Here is a 15,012-nt window from a genome sequence, read left to right as displayed (position 1 = left end):
AACTGCTGCGTGCGTCGCAGACTGATGCCGAGAGAATCGCCCGGTGCCAGCACAGGCCGGAGGCGAAGCCGATCGAACGGCCTTCAAAGTTTTCGGTTTTGATCGCGGTGCAGAGCAACGGGCCTGCGTCGTTGCTTGGGCTGACAGGTGCTCCGCTGATCGAGGACCAACCTACGACCAGGAGAGAATTTCTGGTACCAGGCTCCGGTACGCGGCTACGAAGTTGCAGCTCCGCTCGTCGACGAGAGAGCCCGGCTGATTGAGGATCGACCGACGCCGAGTGTCGACGCGATGGCGGCGAGGCTTTTTCCCTGCTCGCGAAGGGTGCGGGCGAGTTCGGTGCGTTCGGGTGTCATGACGGTCGGCCGACCGCCGTGTCGGCCTTGCCGACGGGCCGCTTCGAGGCCGGCGTGGGTGCGTTCGACGATCATGCGGCGTTCCATCTGGACGAGGGCGGCCATGATGTGGAAGAGGAATTCACCGCCAGCGGTGGTGGTGTCGAATCCTTCTGCGAGGGAACGGAACGCGATGCCGCGTTCGCCGAGGTTGTGGACGGTATCGATGACGTGGCGGACGGATCGCCCGAGGCGATCGAGTTTCCAGACGACGAGGACATCACTGTCGTTCTCGCGGAGGTAGTTCAGGCATTCGGTGAGCTGGGTGCGCTGCGTCTTCGAGCCGGATTCGTAGTCGGTGAAGATGCGGATCGCGCCGGCTTGGCGGAGTGCGTGCTGCTGCAGTTCGGGGTTTTGCTCGAGAGCGACTGGTGTGGGCGTTGGTCGGATCTCGGTCGACTGTGCCGCGGAGCGCTTTGGTCAGGGACGGGGACGCTTGATCTCAATCTGGAGAGGGTGTGTCAACATTGTCACTTCGAATCGTCGACCTTCCATCCGTTGGGTTCGGCTTAACCTCGACAGCGCTTCTCGGGAGACGAAACCTATGGACGACACCGATCGGTGGTTGGAGGCAGCGCGTAGGACACTGGATTTGGATAAGCGGGCCCGGAAGACATTGGCGGTGCCTTCCCGCGACAGTCCGCGCTTCCAAGCGGTCTACTCGTTCGCGCGGTATTCGCTGACTCAGGTCGGCGCAAGTTTGTTGCTACACGATCGTGGACACAGCTTTGCCGCTTTGGCGAATGTCCGTGTGGCGTTCGAACATGCATTGATTTCACAGTGGATAGTTCTGACCGAAGGCTCTGAAGTCATCATCAGCAATACCATCGACAAATCGCATAGCCGCATGCTGAAGGGACTGAAACCGCACGCTGCTGAGATTCCCGCCGAGCTCCGTCCCTTGCTTGAACTTCCTAAAGCAGAGTTGTTGCCCTCGTTCGAGTCAATTTGCAAGAGGTTCGACAAGAGCGGGTTGTTATACACGGTGTACCGCGGTCTAACTGTCGCAGTGCACATCTCGGGCGCAACTATCGCGGAGCACGCATCAGTTGACGCAAAGACCGGAGCAATCACATTGCATCCTCACCCTCGCTCGGAAACTCCTCCGAACGACTTCGAGATGGCTCTCGGGTGGTCGGCAGTGCTCGCCAAGACTGCATTGGAAATGCTACTCGAGGACAACGCGGACCTTCTTCGAATCGCTGATATCGCGCATGCCGCTGGCCTACCCCATGACCTGACTCTTGACGACCTCCAGCCCGAGCGGCAGCCGACTCGTTCTGACTAGTCCCTTCACCAATCCTCGCGAGGACACATCTGGGATTCGCGCCCGCCGAGGCAATCGATCACGATCACTGACGCTGCATTTGCAATTACGGATTCCACTGAGAATCGCACAAGGCATGGATTGCTGTCGGGAGTTCTTCCGGCAGCTAGTTAGGCATGATCCGTTTGAACAAGGGGGAGTGCTCTCCCATGGCGGGCGTATCGGCGGCGTTCTTCTGTATGGATCGGTTTGAGCCGCCGAACGCGGTCGTTCCGTAGCAGCGCGTGAGGCTGCTACCGCTCAGGTTCCGTTCGAGTTCAAAATAGCTTCCGCTGACTCGCAGCCCACCCGACCTAGTCTGTAGCTGCCAGGTCTTCGTCGTTCGCGAAGATCAGTCGTCCGTCGTCAAGTGCGATCGCCCATCGATGTACCGGTGCCCAGTCCCGCCCCACCGAACCGCGGTCGATGACCATGTCCGCGTAGTCCTCGATCACCACACCCGTGGATGTCACGCTGACATCGGCACCTGGCACCGCGATTCGCACTCGCGAACCCACTGCGGTCACGTCTTCGCTTTTGCCGTTTTTGTCGGTCATCTACCTGATTCTGGCAGAGCAACATCATGGCTACCGCTGCGGACCTTAGCCTTCGCCACTACGGGCGCAGTTGGATGAGGTCTGGTGGATGCCGTTATCTCCCCTGGAGCTGTTACCGAACGTCACTGCGGGACAAGGTTCTGTCGGTGCACCTTCTTACAGTCAACTCGGGTAACAGTCCGGATCGAGTGCCAGGAGCAGGGATGACGTTCGTCAACGATGCTCCATCGCCGCTGCCCGGCATGCCCGACAGCACTCCCGCGCCACCGGCGTTCCAGATGACGTTGATCGGGCGGCCCCAGCCTGTACGCATTCCGGAGCGTCTGTGGCGTTCCTGGCTCGACGATCCTGCCGTCCTTTCTCGTTTCGAGTCCAAGCGTTTCCGACGGCGCCGGGAGCAGTGCTGGCCGTGGATCGGCGGTGTGTCCTCAACCGGGCATGGTTCGTTCCGGGCGGCGAGTCTGCCCGGGCCGTCTCGGCGCGGGACCGTGCCGGCGCATTTGTTCGCGTACCAGCTCGAATACGGTGTCATCTCAAGGTTGGGCTGGTCCGACACCGACGACGCGGTGCTGTGCCATCAATGTGACTTCGCCGGCTGCACCAATCCGGCACACATGCGGTTGGGCACCAATCGCAGCAACCGCAGTGAATACGAGCTTCGGCGACGCAACATCGCCAGTCCACTCGCCGATGTTCGAGGACCCGCGGGTCGCACTCGCGCCATCGCTGCCGCGATCCGTATCGGGGTCGAACAGAACGTAGGAGTCGACGTCATCGAGGAGCGCATCGCTGCGGCCGAGGCCGCAGGACGTCCGCTCTCACTCTGGTAGCGACACTGACGATGCACGTTCAAGGTGAATGTATTTCGTTGCTGAACAGCACATTTCGACCATAGAATGACATAATAAATGTTATCGGCACTATTCCTTGTACTGAGAATGGCCGACAGAAACTGCATTGGATCTCGCCGGATCCGCCCCGCCCACCCACGCCAGTGGCAAGAGGACCGGCCAAATGCACCGGCCACATCAAGAACCGTCGTCTCGCCGTCGCCGGTTTGACCTGCGTGATGGCATCACTGAAATCTTCGCCCTGAGTGCAGCGACACCGCGAGGTGCGCGTAGCCAAAGGGAACTGGCTCTCTAAAGCCAAACGTCCCATGTTCAACAAATTCCTCGGACAACTTCATCACTGCCTGCAATCCGGACAAACTTACAACAAAATCCATGCTTTCCCACCTCGACCGGGCCACATCGAATCCATGAAATCGATGGCCCCGACGTACCGGTCCTGGCACCTCTTCGCCTTCGAAGACCGCAAGGCCGACCATCCGTGGGCAGTTACTTCCAGTTCGACCGCATTCAACATTGATCTTGAACCTCCGCACGATCCCGAGGAGAAACTCAACACAAGAATTATTAGTCACAAAGAACTAATTCAAAAGTACTAAAACCTGAAAATCGTCACAGGTCAATCGTAGATAAATGTTTCACGTATACGACAGGTAACACGTAAATATCGATAGCCGAACCTGGTAGGCCCCCCAAAATCAAGCCAGTTCAGCGGTTCTTTTGGAAATATTTCCGTTTGAGTCGACAAAAAACTGAAACAGGTTATTGTTCGTACACGATTCCTGAAATCGTGATTTGGGCCACAGGCTGATTCCGGCGACCTGCCTCCCGTGGCCAGCAGTTCTCCATCCAGGGTCGCAATAGAGAACCTGAGGTATCTGCATGAAGGTCAAGAACAAGGCAATGGTCGCTGGCGTACTCGCCGGCGCAGCAGCAATGACCGTCCTGGGAACAGGTGTAGCCCAGGCCGCGGACCCGCAGTGGCCGTCCGCGAATTACCAACTCTGCGGAAACGTCCGGGACAGTGGAGGTGCAGGTGTCGGCGGTGTTTCGATCTCCGGCGATTTGTACGACCCCACCGTCTCCTCGACAGTGCCGGTCGCGAGCTACCCGATTCCTCCCGCCACGGTGACCACCGCGGCTGATGGAGGCTACTGCCTTCAGGGTGCCTCGTCATTGGTCAATGTCATCCAAAACAACGGTGGTTGGGTAAAGCTGCACGGCACCAAGGCCGGTACACCGGTCAATTTCGGAACATGGGAATCGTCCGGCATCTATCTCTCGGACTTCTTCTCCCAGTGGGCGTTCCCACTGCAGTCTGCCTATGGGTTTGACGGAGTCTACTGACCCGTTGATCCGCTCTGGTTGCCCTCGGCATCTCCCTGCCGAGGGCAACCCTCGGTTCACATCTCCATTCCTCCCTCTCCACTCCGGATTATGAAAGGACGGACATGTCCGTCGACTTGTTCAAAGCCCTCACCCCATTCATCAGTGGCCTCGCAACCTTGATCGGAGGCTCTCTGACCGGACTGAACACGATGTCCGGAAACGAGTACTCATAACCGCCACAATCGACAGAAATCACAATTGAGGGAGACATCATGTTGTCAATCCAAAATGCCACCAGTTCACTCGGACAGACCATCACCCAGATGCTGCCAATCCTCTACACCCTCCTGATAAAACAGCCCGTATCGTATTCCATAGGTACCCCTCTTTAGCAGAACTACACTCCACGACAGAAAGGGACTACCGACGTGGATTTACAGAAATTCTTCGTAGACTTGCTCATGGTCGCATCCGGATCATGGGGAGGGCCAAACGGCCTCGGAAAACTCTTGCCCACCTTCCTCAAAGCCCTCTCGTAAGGAGACACAATGCTAGGAAAATACTTCGACAGCATGGTCGACCTGCTCATCACGAGCCTGGGCAATGTCGTCCTCGGAGGCCTCCTCACGGCCTCCATGGAGGGCGGTGGCTTGCAAAGCCTCGGCGACCAGTCCGCTTGAGTCAAACACCCGGATCCCCGAGCAAGACAGGGGTTCCGGGTGTCTGACGGCGAGGGCGAGTACGCCGGCATCCCAGTCAACTTTCGGGATTGGGATCGTCCGGCGCAATCTCCTGGACCACCTCGAACGGTGGGGCGCCTCCACTTCCGGTCGACACCGGCGTGACGTTCCGGAGGACGGGGCCACGACGGCATAAGAATGGGTCAAATCCACTGCCAGCGACCGATTTTGAACTAGTCAGCCACTGAGGACGCTGTCCCGTTCCTTGGCCGTAGGCCCCATCGAAATACGTTCGGTACATGCCAGCGACCGGTGGATTCAGCTAGGGCGAACGGACCTAACGACCCCGAAATCAAAGGTGAAGAACCACTCCCCGCAGCCCCTTCGGGTCCTGCGGCTCTATTGTTTGTCTTGTCGAGTGAATCAACGGTGTGCGGCGTTGAATGCCTGAACTATCTGTTTTGTGACGTTCCCGGACGGAGACGGTGCGTAATTGTGCATCTTGGCCCACCGAAGGATTACCTCCAGGTGGTCCTCAGTACACGGAGAATTAAACGACTCCTCAACACCTGTCGCCTGGTCGGTCGTCACAACTTCGACCTTCCGGGCGACTTTAATGTATTGGCGCAGAACCATTTTCATCTTCTTCGCATTCGCTGGTCTGAGATCGATTACATAGTCCGTTCCACGGAATGAGAATTCAATCCTCTGGTTGAGATCATCAGCGACAGGCAACCCGTCGAGATCATCAACACGATGCCGGATCAGCCTCTCCACCAATTCACTATCCTCCAAGTTGAGTGCCTATCTCAGGGCACCCGCCAACTTTGGTGCGAATGACCCTCCCCCATTCAGCCTGTAACACATCCGAACTGTACTCGAAAGAGCTACTACCCAAACATGTTTCGTTGAAACTACACGAAGAGATCCCTGCAATACTTTCACCAAGACGCGTCCCATCGCATTGCAGCACCGCCCCGGATTTCCGCTGGCCGCACTCTACGATCAACTCTGGTTGACATTCACGGGACGGAAAGATCTTCGATCCGGTGGGCCGCGATGGTTCGAGCCAGACAGACGATCGCTCGGCCTTCTATCAGGCAATCAATGCAATGAGGGCAGCTAGTGAGACTCTTGCCCGCATCTGAGGCAAGAGCCTCAACGCGGAACCTGTGCCCCAGAAACGACCGTTGCCGAGACAGTGTCACGTGAGACATGTTGAAGGCCTAGGGGAATTCCCAGTGCAGCCAACCTTCGTCGATACCTGGAGCCCAACCTCGACAAGGGTGTCCAGGCTCAAGTGAGGAAACGACGTCCTTCAAGAGCGGCGGCGGATGGCATGCTCGGGTGATGACGGTAATCCGGTTGTTGTGGATCGTGGCGGCGATCATCGCTACCGCTCTGGGTGTGTTCGTGGCGTCGTGGTCGATACTTGAGATCACCGATTGCGAGATCGGGCTCTCTCTGCCTCAGGCGGTGTGTGATCAGTCGATCTGGGACTATTTCGGGTGGTCGGTTATTCCTGTTCTGGCGGTGCCGGTGTTGCTGTGCTTGGTTCCAGCCGTGGTGCCGCAGCCTTGGGCCGGGTGGGTTGTCGCGGGATTGCTGCTGGTGATATCGGTGGTGGGTTTCTTTTCGGCGTTCACGTCGTCCTCGCCGGCGTTGCTGTCGTTGGTGGTGGGTAGTTTCCCGGTTGCGTTGTTGGCGGTGTTGCTAGCGATTGTGCTGCAGGTGTTCAGCATCCGTCGGACATGGTTGGCGAGGCAGGGTGCTGGGCCGGTGAGTCTGGAAGCGTCCGGTTCTCACTGACCTTGTCGGGTTGGGCAGATGACGGATCGATGGTTACTCAACAGTTTTGTGAGCTTCTACGAGGGCGAGTCGTCCCCCTCCCTGAGCGTGATCGTCCACAACGGTGAGGAGCTCTCTGTTTTCTTCCATGTCTCTGAATCGTCCGTTTCTAAGACACCGGAAGCTGAGACACCGCCACTCCCCGCCGCCATCCGGAGGCGGAAAGTCGCGCATGAAGCTTCCGCCGCTCCGTGTAGGTGTCGGACCTGAATCCTTAACTTCCGTTACCGAACTGTGATATGTCTCAGAAACCCGTCTCACCTTCTGTTGCGCCCACTGGAGCGTGTCTGACGTTTCTGAGACAGTCATCCCTTGTGAGCGCCGTTTATGGATATCTGAGGGTTAGTGGCACCGATCAGGTGTTGGATTTACAGAGAGACGCTCTGGCGAAGGCCGGCTGCGATCGAGTCTGGGAGGAAGTGGCGAGCGGCGCAAAGAACGATCGCCCCGAACTGATCGACCTACTTGACCATCTTCGGCCCGGCGACACATTGATCGTATGGCGACTCGATCGACTAGGTCGTTCGTTGACGCATCTGATCGAGACAGTCGAAGATCTCCAGTCTCGTGGGGTGTCGTTCAAATCCTTGACGGAAACGATCGACACTTCATCTCCCGGTGGGATGCTCGTCTTCCAAATATTCGGCGCCCTAGCACAATTCGAGCGCGCTCTCATTCAGGAACGCACAGTCGCCGGCCTTGCCGCTGCCCGCGCACGCGGTCGTATCGGCGGTCAACCGAAGCGAATCGACGCAGCGAAGGCACGCCAAATTCAGCGCATGATCGAAGACGGAACTCCCAAGAGCGAGATCGCGGCCGTACTCGGGATAGGCCGTGCGACCTTGTACCGCCACCTCGCCGCGCCCAGCAGCTGACTAAATGTGAGATCCAGAACCTCGCATGAGCAAATCAATCGAACGACCGAAAACGGTTTACTCGGCCGTTTCGGCCGATTTGGTTTCGGGATGAGTTTCGGTCGACGGTTTCGCATGGTCGCTCGATCGCGCCGATTCCGATCGATTCGTGGGCCTAATACGTTCGTTTCCGGCCGACCGAGTCAAGTGCGTGTTGCGAGGATCGCTCCGTGCGATCGATCCGTTCGCGACTCGGTGTGTGTGACGGTGAACCCTGCCGCCTCAACCTTGAACGTGAGTTGATCAACAGGCCAGTAATACGCCGTTGTGATCGCGTGCTCGAATGGTCCCAGCGTCGAGCTGGTGAAGAACCCAAGCGCGAGGCCACCTCCTGGACGGATGCAACGAGCGAACTCGGTGAGTGCAGTGTCGACCTGCTCGGGGTCGGTATGGATGAGTGAGTACCAAGCGAGCACACCGCCAAGCGATCCGTCATCGACGCCCAACGCTTCGGCCTGGCCGATCCGGTAGCGTCCATCGGGATAGCTAGCCTGCGCGCTCTCGACGAATTCAGGGACAGGATCGACTCCCTCGGCATCCATACCAAGGCCGGCGAGATAGTGCGTCCACTGGCCGGGGCCGCACCCAACGTCAAGCACCGGCCCTTCGATGCTTCGCGCCCAACGCTCGACGAGAGCCAAGTCGGGGGCGTCCACGTGCTCAATGCGGCCAACTACCTCGATGTACTCACTCACTCTCGCTCCGTAGGAAGCTTGGACAGACTCTAGGGACATAACCCGAGTCTCCCTGACGCGCTAACTAGCGTTTCCGCCAGCCACGCCGAATTCGACACGGTCTCGCGGACACTTCAGGTCGCCATCAATATCCTCAGCTCGATCGCCCAGTAACGACCGTTTGCGGTCAGCGTCTGTTGATCGCCGAGGGGATCGGCACCCCACCGAAACAAACCAATAAGTAGGTTTCGTAGCGAAGGGTGGCAGGCGAGGAATGACGGACTCGGAGCTGGTCGATGAGGCAGCCCGGCTCTGCGGACTGAAGGAATTGAGTCGATACGACGAAATTCGATTGGCGCTGGTACGGGACGAGCTCGATTCCCGCGCGGCATAGAACCCGCGACTAACTCCACAAGAAACGTGCAGAACAGGCACCATCAGATGAACAAACACCTAACTGTATGAGCCTCTGACTTGAACGCTGCTCCAGGATCGGCTCACAAAGAGGTGAAGTGATCGATCTTTATCGACCGTCGCGAGCGGGACCGAATTCGGTGCGAGCTCAGATTTTGAAATCAACTTCTCATTCGAAAGTACTAACATCGCCCCTGTTTTACCCACCAAAAGTACTAGATGATGTTATCTCTAGCTGTTGGACTGTAGGGGTTTCGAACACAACGGAAAGATGCTGACCCTCGCCCCTCGGCATGGAATCTTGTCAAGGTAGAGGATGTCCGCTTGGATGCGGAACACGGCGGCACGGTTCATACGTTTGTATCTGGATTATCTCCAGCCCCTCGCCTCAATACGGCGATCGCTGCGGATAGGCCGGCAACAAGTGCGATGACGATTACAGGAACGGCAATGGACGGATGATCGACTCGCTGGGGGGCTACAGACATGTACAGCAGCACTGCGGCGGCGACGGCCCCACTGGATAGAAGGGCTGCGAGGCTGATTCGCATACGGGACCGCGAAGCCGCCGCTGGTCCAGCAGTCGCCCGGTATGCAAGTTTGGTTGCTAGAACTGCGATGAGCCCGATGATAAGTCCTTGAGCTATTGCGACCACGAGCATGATGGCCACGAAGACGAAGGAGCTCCCGCCTCCCGAGGCCACCGCATCAGGGCCGAAACCTACGACAGTTATGATGATTCCGAAGGTCACAGCGACGGGAAGCAGGACGGTTCTGCCGAGTGCAGAGTTCACCGAATACTCCCGGACGGCAGGTTTGTGCCCGCGCTGGCGGATGAGGGTACTTGAATATCCATGCCGCAGCATATTACTCACAAAATCGGTTTCCGGGTGCCCCATTTCAGTTGCCGGCATCCACCGTGCCGATCAATCAATTTTTCCGTCAGGCGATGTTCGGACTGAACTTTAGAGATCCGACGGGGTTCTTACTACTCCCATTATTTACATTGTGACAAATAGGACAAAACCGACAAATGCGAAATCTCGATGAATCTTACTTACAGGCAATGGTTTTGATATTTCTCAGATACTCCCCAGTAGACGATGCGCATTTATCGGCACCGTGTTAGGTTCCGTACCGACCGGACTATTCGCTAGTTACTGGTTCGATCCGCAGCGCCGAATCGAACGTCGTTGCGCCCATGTGGGTTACTCGGAGGGTGATTTCTCGTGAAGAAACGTCTCAGGCACAACGCTGTCCAAAAATGGAAATCGCGCCCGCGTTACGGTTTGCAATCCGCAGCCCGCGCAGTGGGACTTACCGCAGTATTCGTGATGACGATCGGTCTCCTCGCCGCCCCTCCTGCGACCGCACTCCGCAACGTCAACGGCATCGACATCTACGGTGAGATCGAAAACGAATACCAAGCCATGATCGACCTCGGCCGTCCACTCGGAAATCCAACTACACCGGAGTTGGACGCCACTGGAGGCCGTTGGCAAGAGTTCGGATCGAGCTCGATCTATTGGAAGAATGGCGTCGGAGCCCACCAAATCGGGGGCAATATCCGCACCAAATGGGGACAGACCGGGTGGGAGAACGGGACGCTGGGATTCCCTACAACCCGAGAGATTTTCCTGTCCAAGAACAACGGCCGCCTCAACAACTTCCAGGGCGGGTCCATCTACTGGAGCCAAGCAACAGGTGCACAGATGGTTTTGGGTTGGATGCGCGACCGCTGGGCCGAGCAAGGATGGGAAAACGGCTCACTCGGCTACCCAGTGGGAGATGAGTACGCCTACAACGGCGGAATTCGCCAAGATTTCGAGGGTGGGAATCTTCAACTGAATACCTCGCCGGAACTCGACTTGGACCCGAACGACACGAGCCCGACGATCGGGGTGGACGACCCCAGCAACAGTTACCCGGGTGAGGTCATCGGCAGGATCGCCGACATCGCACGAACGTGTGGGCCCTGGCAAGGTGAATATCGGATCTGCACCAAACGCGGAACCGGCGTGAACCCCGGTCCGACGACCCCCGACCCAACGGTGCTCCGAATCCCAGAAGAGCAGCAAACGGCTCCCGGACCTGTACCGATGGACCCCGAGGGGCCAACTTCTACCACCGAAACGCCCGGAACGACTACTTCCCCTGCACCGTCGACCACAACACCTGCTAACACTGACCCCTGTGTCCCGGCAGAGGGAACCTCGACCACACCCCCATCCACGACTACTCCGACAACCGTCACCCCCACGGCACCCACGTGCCTTCCTGCATCCCCCAAATCGGAAACCTCACCGACCACCACAGCGCCCACAACAACCACGGAATCGGAATCCTTCACCGGCTTCGCGCCCAAGAATCTCACCCGGCCGATGAGGCAGGATCCGATCCCCAATGCAATCCCTCGCCTGTGGTGTGACGATACGCCCGAAGACGTACGGGGCGAACGGCATTACGCCTGTTCGCAGTCCAACACCCAGTTCGATGCCGAAGTCAACGCCGACCTCAACTTCGATGGCGAGAAGGACGTGATCGGCACAGCATTCGCCAAGGTCGAAATCGGGATGCGTACTACCGCCAAAGATCCGTCCGTGACCGGAATCGGCTCCCTCCGGGTCCAATACCTGTATGCCAGTGGCATATTCTCGAACCGCAATTTCAGCTTCAAGATCTTGGACAATGCGGCCAAGCCGGCCACCTTCGATACGAAGTTCTACAAGGACGTGAACCGCACCGACGAGTACACGCCCGACACCTACATCTCTCTCGCCCCCAACGGCGAACAGATGTTCGTAATCGATCAGAAGTTCAAAAACATCAGCAACGGCACCGCCGCTGTCAGCTCAGCTCTAGCCTTGGACCTCCAGGGCATGTTCGACACACCAAACATCCTGGTCACCTACGAGACGACCACCGAGACGTTCGTGTATCCGCAAGTCCGCTGTGACGGCGGCTACGGGGACACCGGCATCAAGAACATCGGCTGCGTCCTTCCCGCCGGCCGCGCCATCCTCGAGATGAATGCCGGTGCAGTATCGAAGCCGCAGCTTCTCGATCATGTTCTCTGGGCCCAGAATTCAGGTCTTCCCGGCAGACCCAATAGTGGATACGGTCTCCACCGAATCTACGACACGAACCCTCAAACCGGACAGAACACACGAAAGGCCTGCCCGTCGAAAACAACTGATCCGACGCTTCCGCGCCCCGCCGGTTACGAATGCGACGAGTACCCGTTCAAGTCCACCCGTGAAGGCGCAGCATACGGCCTCAATCCGTCGTACCCTCGCACTCATTGGTGGTGCCAAATCGACTCGCGCCCAACGGGTGTTATCAATCCGCTTGGGTACAGCATCTGCATGGTTCCAGCGAAACAAAACTCGAGCGGAGGTGGGATCATGCCGGCCTTCCATCGGAAGAACAGGATCCTCGAGGGCACTGACACCTACTACGTCAACGCGTACCATCCCTGACATGGCACGTTAGCTGAGTAAGTCGACACCAATCCTGATTAGGAGTTCTCGGCGGATGGACGAAATGAGCGGCTGGGTCATGGCGGAGTACAGATCAATCTGCCTGCTCGACGACCCGCCTGCCGACCTGGACGTCACATCCGCCGAGGACGTCGACGACTACCTCCCACCTCCGGATGCCCCGGATGGATTCGATCTGTTGACCGCAGCCCCGGGGGTCGTCGCCGTATCTACCGGCGTGATGCGCGGCAGAGTTCATCTGACTGTTCACGTCCTCGACAGCGAACCGCGCGAGCTAGCCGAAGGCGACTGGGAAACAGTAGAAGAGTTAGGTTTTCGGGCGTTGAGCGCGTACACGCATGCGGCGGCTGGAAACTACTACCCCTTCGCCGCGACATCGCCCGGAATGTTTGAACGATCGGTGACACCGGCCGGCGCGGGCTTCTATCGGGTGCGCGCTCACGAATTGAATCGAGGAAAGAATCTCGGCGAGCATCGCGATGACAACGATCCTCCCACTGAGGAGCGGTTTCTACTTCAAGTCTGGCCTACCACCACGGAGGACGAAGACCGACGACGACTCGTAGGCCGGGATCCCACTTTGCTGCTGTGACTTTCGTCGGCGTTTCGGGGCCCTCTCGATGGCTGAACTACTGATGCCCGCCGACCAGGCATCAACAGATCAACTTCCCTTACGATCGCCGCCAAGTTCCTTCCGCGGGACGCTCAGGCATAGTTGAGGGACGGTTCAGCGAACCGGTTGCGGCTTGTCCCAACCAACTGGCCCATCTGCCGATGAATTCATCAAGATCCTCCAAGTGGAGCCGCGTGAACGGCCATGCGACCTGGTACTCCGCCATTCCGGTCCACACCGCTTTTGCTGACTCCTCGCCTGGGTCGAGGGTGAACGGATCTTGTCTTCCCTGCTTGTTCGCCATGGGTGAGATCATGAATGCCGTTTCATACCAGCCGTATTCGCCAGTTTTCTGGATGTCTCCGAACCACAGTGAATGCGAGCGGCCTTCGTACGCGTATTGATCGGCTGGCACCCGCAGACTGAGAGAGGCAAACGCGGCAACGTCGAATGCGGGCGCTTGCCACCCACCCCAGGGCGCCCCGGTCTGTCGACGAATCGAGTTGAAGGTGAGGGTTGCCTGGCCGAGCCGTACCCTCCAACTCGCGTCACTCTCGCTCTTCCAGTCTCCCGAAGGAGCCGAGTCCATCAACTCATCTCGCAGTTGATGCGACAGACGGAGGAGGCTCCGCTTCGCGGTACTCACAAGCTCGGATCGTGTCTCGTCAGCCGTTTTCGCTTCCGATGCTCTTCGTGCCGCTTCTGCGCGCTGGCGCACTTCCGCGTGGTTTGCCTCCTGCAACTGCATAAGGCCAGGTGAAGAGCTCACCTGCTGGCGGTGACGATTCAAACGCGCACGAAAATTTTCCGGGGACGGCCGTGCGGCGGGAGCTTTGTACAAGCATTCCTCGACCAGCGTGGCAAGAACGGTTGGAACGCCCACAAGGTCTTTGGGGTCGCTGTGCAAATGGGCATTACGCAGATCCTCGACCGTGTTCGCCGCAAAAGGGTAGCCGCCAGCGAGCATCTCGTAGGCAATCACGCCCAGTGCGTACATGTCAGCCGCTATGGTGGCATGTTCGTTTCGCCAACGTTCCGGAGCTGCATAATGCGGCGTCATTGCGAATTTGTGTGTGTCCGGTGCTGTGGAAGCCTCTGCATATCGAGAAATGCCGAAGTCGGCGAGACACCACTGGCCGCCGAGCCGGAGCACGTTCTCGGGTTTGAGGTCGCGATGGACAACTTTGCCATCCAGATCAGCTAAGGCATCGGCGATATCGCCGAGGATGCCGACAGTCTCGTCAATCGAAAGGGTGCCTCCTGAGTGATCCAAGTGTTCGCGTAGCGACAGATCGGCTCGGGGCATCACAAGCACAAAATTGTCTGCGTATTCTCCACAATCAATGACAGGCACTACGTTACGGACATCAGTCGGATTGACGAAAAGTAGTTCACGACCTGCTCCTGGCACTTGAGGCACGAATTTTGCCACCGCTTCATCCCCCTCATCACCTCTGACGGCAAAGACCTGTCCGAACCCCCCGGAACCGATGCGATCTCCAATAGTCCATCGCTGCCCGAGCTGTATCTGAGCGCCCTCAACCACGAGATTCTTCACGGAGATGAGGTTATAGGGGTGTGACAGCGCATTCTGAGGAACGGTCGCTGTGACAACCTAATACCGTTGGATAGCTATCCTCACCCGAATCATGCTTTGGATTCAAAGTCTCTGAGGCTTGGCTGTTTCCGGCGGCGAGTGTCTCTTCGGCGAGATGCCGAGGGGTGCCGTTCGGTCCGACAGGGATTGCAGTGTCGACGGGTCAGAACAGGGCGTTTTGCGCGTCGTGGGCTGCTGTGTCGGTGCGTTTCTCGTAGGCGGCTGCGAGGGTTTGCGCGGTGGTGGGGCTGCATCCCATTTCGGTGCCGATGTCTTCCCAGCTGGCTCCGTGATGGTGGTGTAGTTGCCAGGCGTCGTGTTCGTCGTCGCTCAC

15 protein-coding genes and 1 pseudogene are annotated in these 15,012 nt (G+C 58.1%); 8 read left to right on the top strand and 8 right to left on the bottom strand.

The window, feature by feature from the left end; genetic code table 11:
* Positions 1 to 215: 215 nt before the first annotated feature.
* On the bottom strand, positions 216 to 431 hold the full coding sequence (locus ABIE52_RS33760; protein WP_354541614.1) for a helix-turn-helix domain-containing protein: 216 nt from the start codon (positions 429 to 431) through the stop codon (positions 216 to 218).
* A gap of 6 nt (positions 432 to 437) precedes the next feature.
* Positions 438 to 701 (bottom strand): annotated as a pseudogene (locus tag ABIE52_RS33755) (recombinase family protein); the annotation flags it as partial.
* A 238-nt stretch (positions 702 to 939) separates the two neighbouring features.
* On the opposite strand from ABIE52_RS33755, the gene ABIE52_RS33750 reads away from it, so the two are divergent.
* Complete coding sequence (locus ABIE52_RS33750; protein ID WP_192713685.1) at positions 940 to 1,683, top strand: hypothetical protein; 744 nt, start codon at positions 940 to 942, stop codon at positions 1,681 to 1,683.
* 332 nt (positions 1,684 to 2,015) lie between these two features.
* Here ABIE52_RS33750 and ABIE52_RS33745 read toward each other — a convergent pair whose 3' ends face one another.
* Positions 2,016 to 2,258, bottom strand: coding sequence for a hypothetical protein (locus ABIE52_RS33745; RefSeq protein WP_192713684.1), 243 nt, complete (start codon positions 2,256 to 2,258; stop codon positions 2,016 to 2,018).
* A 203-nt stretch (positions 2,259 to 2,461) separates the two neighbouring features.
* Between ABIE52_RS33745 and ABIE52_RS33740 the strand changes: the two genes are divergently transcribed.
* From ABIE52_RS33740 to ABIE52_RS33730, 3 genes are all read left to right on the top strand, one after another.
* Positions 2,462 to 3,088 carry a hypothetical protein gene (locus tag ABIE52_RS33740; RefSeq protein ID WP_192713683.1) on the top strand — a complete coding sequence of 209 codons (627 nt, stop codon included), beginning with the start codon at positions 2,462 to 2,464 and terminating at the stop codon, positions 3,086 to 3,088.
* A 903-nt stretch (positions 3,089 to 3,991) separates the two neighbouring features.
* Entirely contained in the window at positions 3,992 to 4,456 is a 465-nt protein-coding gene (locus ABIE52_RS33735) for a hypothetical protein (protein WP_064689787.1), read from the top strand.
* 530 nt (positions 4,457 to 4,986) lie between these two features.
* A complete protein-coding gene (locus ABIE52_RS33730) occupies positions 4,987 to 5,118 on the top strand; it encodes a hypothetical protein (protein WP_354541613.1) in 132 nt (43 codons plus the stop codon).
* A gap of 423 nt (positions 5,119 to 5,541) precedes the next feature.
* Here ABIE52_RS33730 and ABIE52_RS33725 read toward each other — a convergent pair whose 3' ends face one another.
* On the bottom strand, positions 5,542 to 5,895 hold the full coding sequence (locus ABIE52_RS33725; protein WP_192713682.1) for an Lsr2 dimerization domain-containing protein: 354 nt from the start codon (positions 5,893 to 5,895) through the stop codon (positions 5,542 to 5,544).
* 573 nt (positions 5,896 to 6,468) lie between these two features.
* Here ABIE52_RS33725 and ABIE52_RS33720 point away from each other — a divergent pair.
* On the top strand, positions 6,469 to 6,927 hold the full coding sequence (locus ABIE52_RS33720; RefSeq protein ID WP_354541612.1) for a hypothetical protein: 459 nt from the start codon (positions 6,469 to 6,471) through the stop codon (positions 6,925 to 6,927).
* A 353-nt stretch (positions 6,928 to 7,280) separates the two neighbouring features.
* Entirely contained in the window at positions 7,281 to 7,841 is a 561-nt protein-coding gene (locus tag ABIE52_RS33715) for a recombinase family protein (RefSeq protein WP_354541611.1), read from the top strand.
* A gap of 182 nt (positions 7,842 to 8,023) precedes the next feature.
* Here ABIE52_RS33715 and ABIE52_RS33710 read toward each other — a convergent pair whose 3' ends face one another.
* Positions 8,024 to 8,575 carry a class I SAM-dependent methyltransferase gene (locus ABIE52_RS33710; RefSeq protein WP_354541610.1) on the bottom strand — a complete coding sequence of 184 codons (552 nt, stop codon included), beginning with the start codon at positions 8,573 to 8,575 and terminating at the stop codon, positions 8,024 to 8,026.
* Positions 8,576 to 9,318: 743 nt separating this feature from the next.
* A complete protein-coding gene (locus tag ABIE52_RS33705; RefSeq protein ID WP_192713678.1) occupies positions 9,319 to 9,762 on the bottom strand; it encodes a hypothetical protein in 444 nt (147 codons plus the stop codon).
* A 435-nt stretch (positions 9,763 to 10,197) separates the two neighbouring features.
* On the opposite strand from ABIE52_RS33705, the gene ABIE52_RS33700 reads away from it, so the two are divergent.
* Positions 10,198 to 12,447 (top strand): NucA/NucB deoxyribonuclease domain-containing protein, encoded by a 2,250-nt coding sequence (locus ABIE52_RS33700; RefSeq protein WP_192713677.1) that lies wholly within the window; start codon positions 10,198 to 10,200, stop codon positions 12,445 to 12,447.
* A gap of 55 nt (positions 12,448 to 12,502) precedes the next feature.
* Entirely contained in the window at positions 12,503 to 13,060 is a 558-nt protein-coding gene (locus ABIE52_RS33695; protein WP_192713676.1) for a hypothetical protein, read from the top strand.
* Between the two features lie 79 nt (positions 13,061 to 13,139).
* Here ABIE52_RS33695 and ABIE52_RS33690 read toward each other — a convergent pair whose 3' ends face one another.
* Together ABIE52_RS33690 and ABIE52_RS33685 are read right to left on the bottom strand one after the other, a co-directional pair.
* A complete protein-coding gene (locus ABIE52_RS33690) occupies positions 13,140 to 14,639 on the bottom strand; it encodes a serine/threonine-protein kinase (RefSeq protein WP_354541609.1) in 1,500 nt (499 codons plus the stop codon).
* 202 nt (positions 14,640 to 14,841) lie between these two features.
* Positions 14,842 to 15,012, bottom strand: a complete 171-nt coding sequence (locus tag ABIE52_RS33685; RefSeq protein WP_192713675.1) for a hypothetical protein — start codon at positions 15,010 to 15,012, stop codon at positions 14,842 to 14,844.

Origin of the sequence: Rhodococcus sp. OAS809, from assembly GCF_040546695.1 — a bacterium.
Taxonomy (GTDB): domain Bacteria; phylum Actinomycetota; class Actinomycetes; order Mycobacteriales; family Mycobacteriaceae; genus Rhodococcus_F; species Rhodococcus_F qingshengii.
The sequence above is the reverse complement of the archived record's forward strand: the minus strand, read 5'-3'. Positions and strand labels throughout refer to the sequence as shown.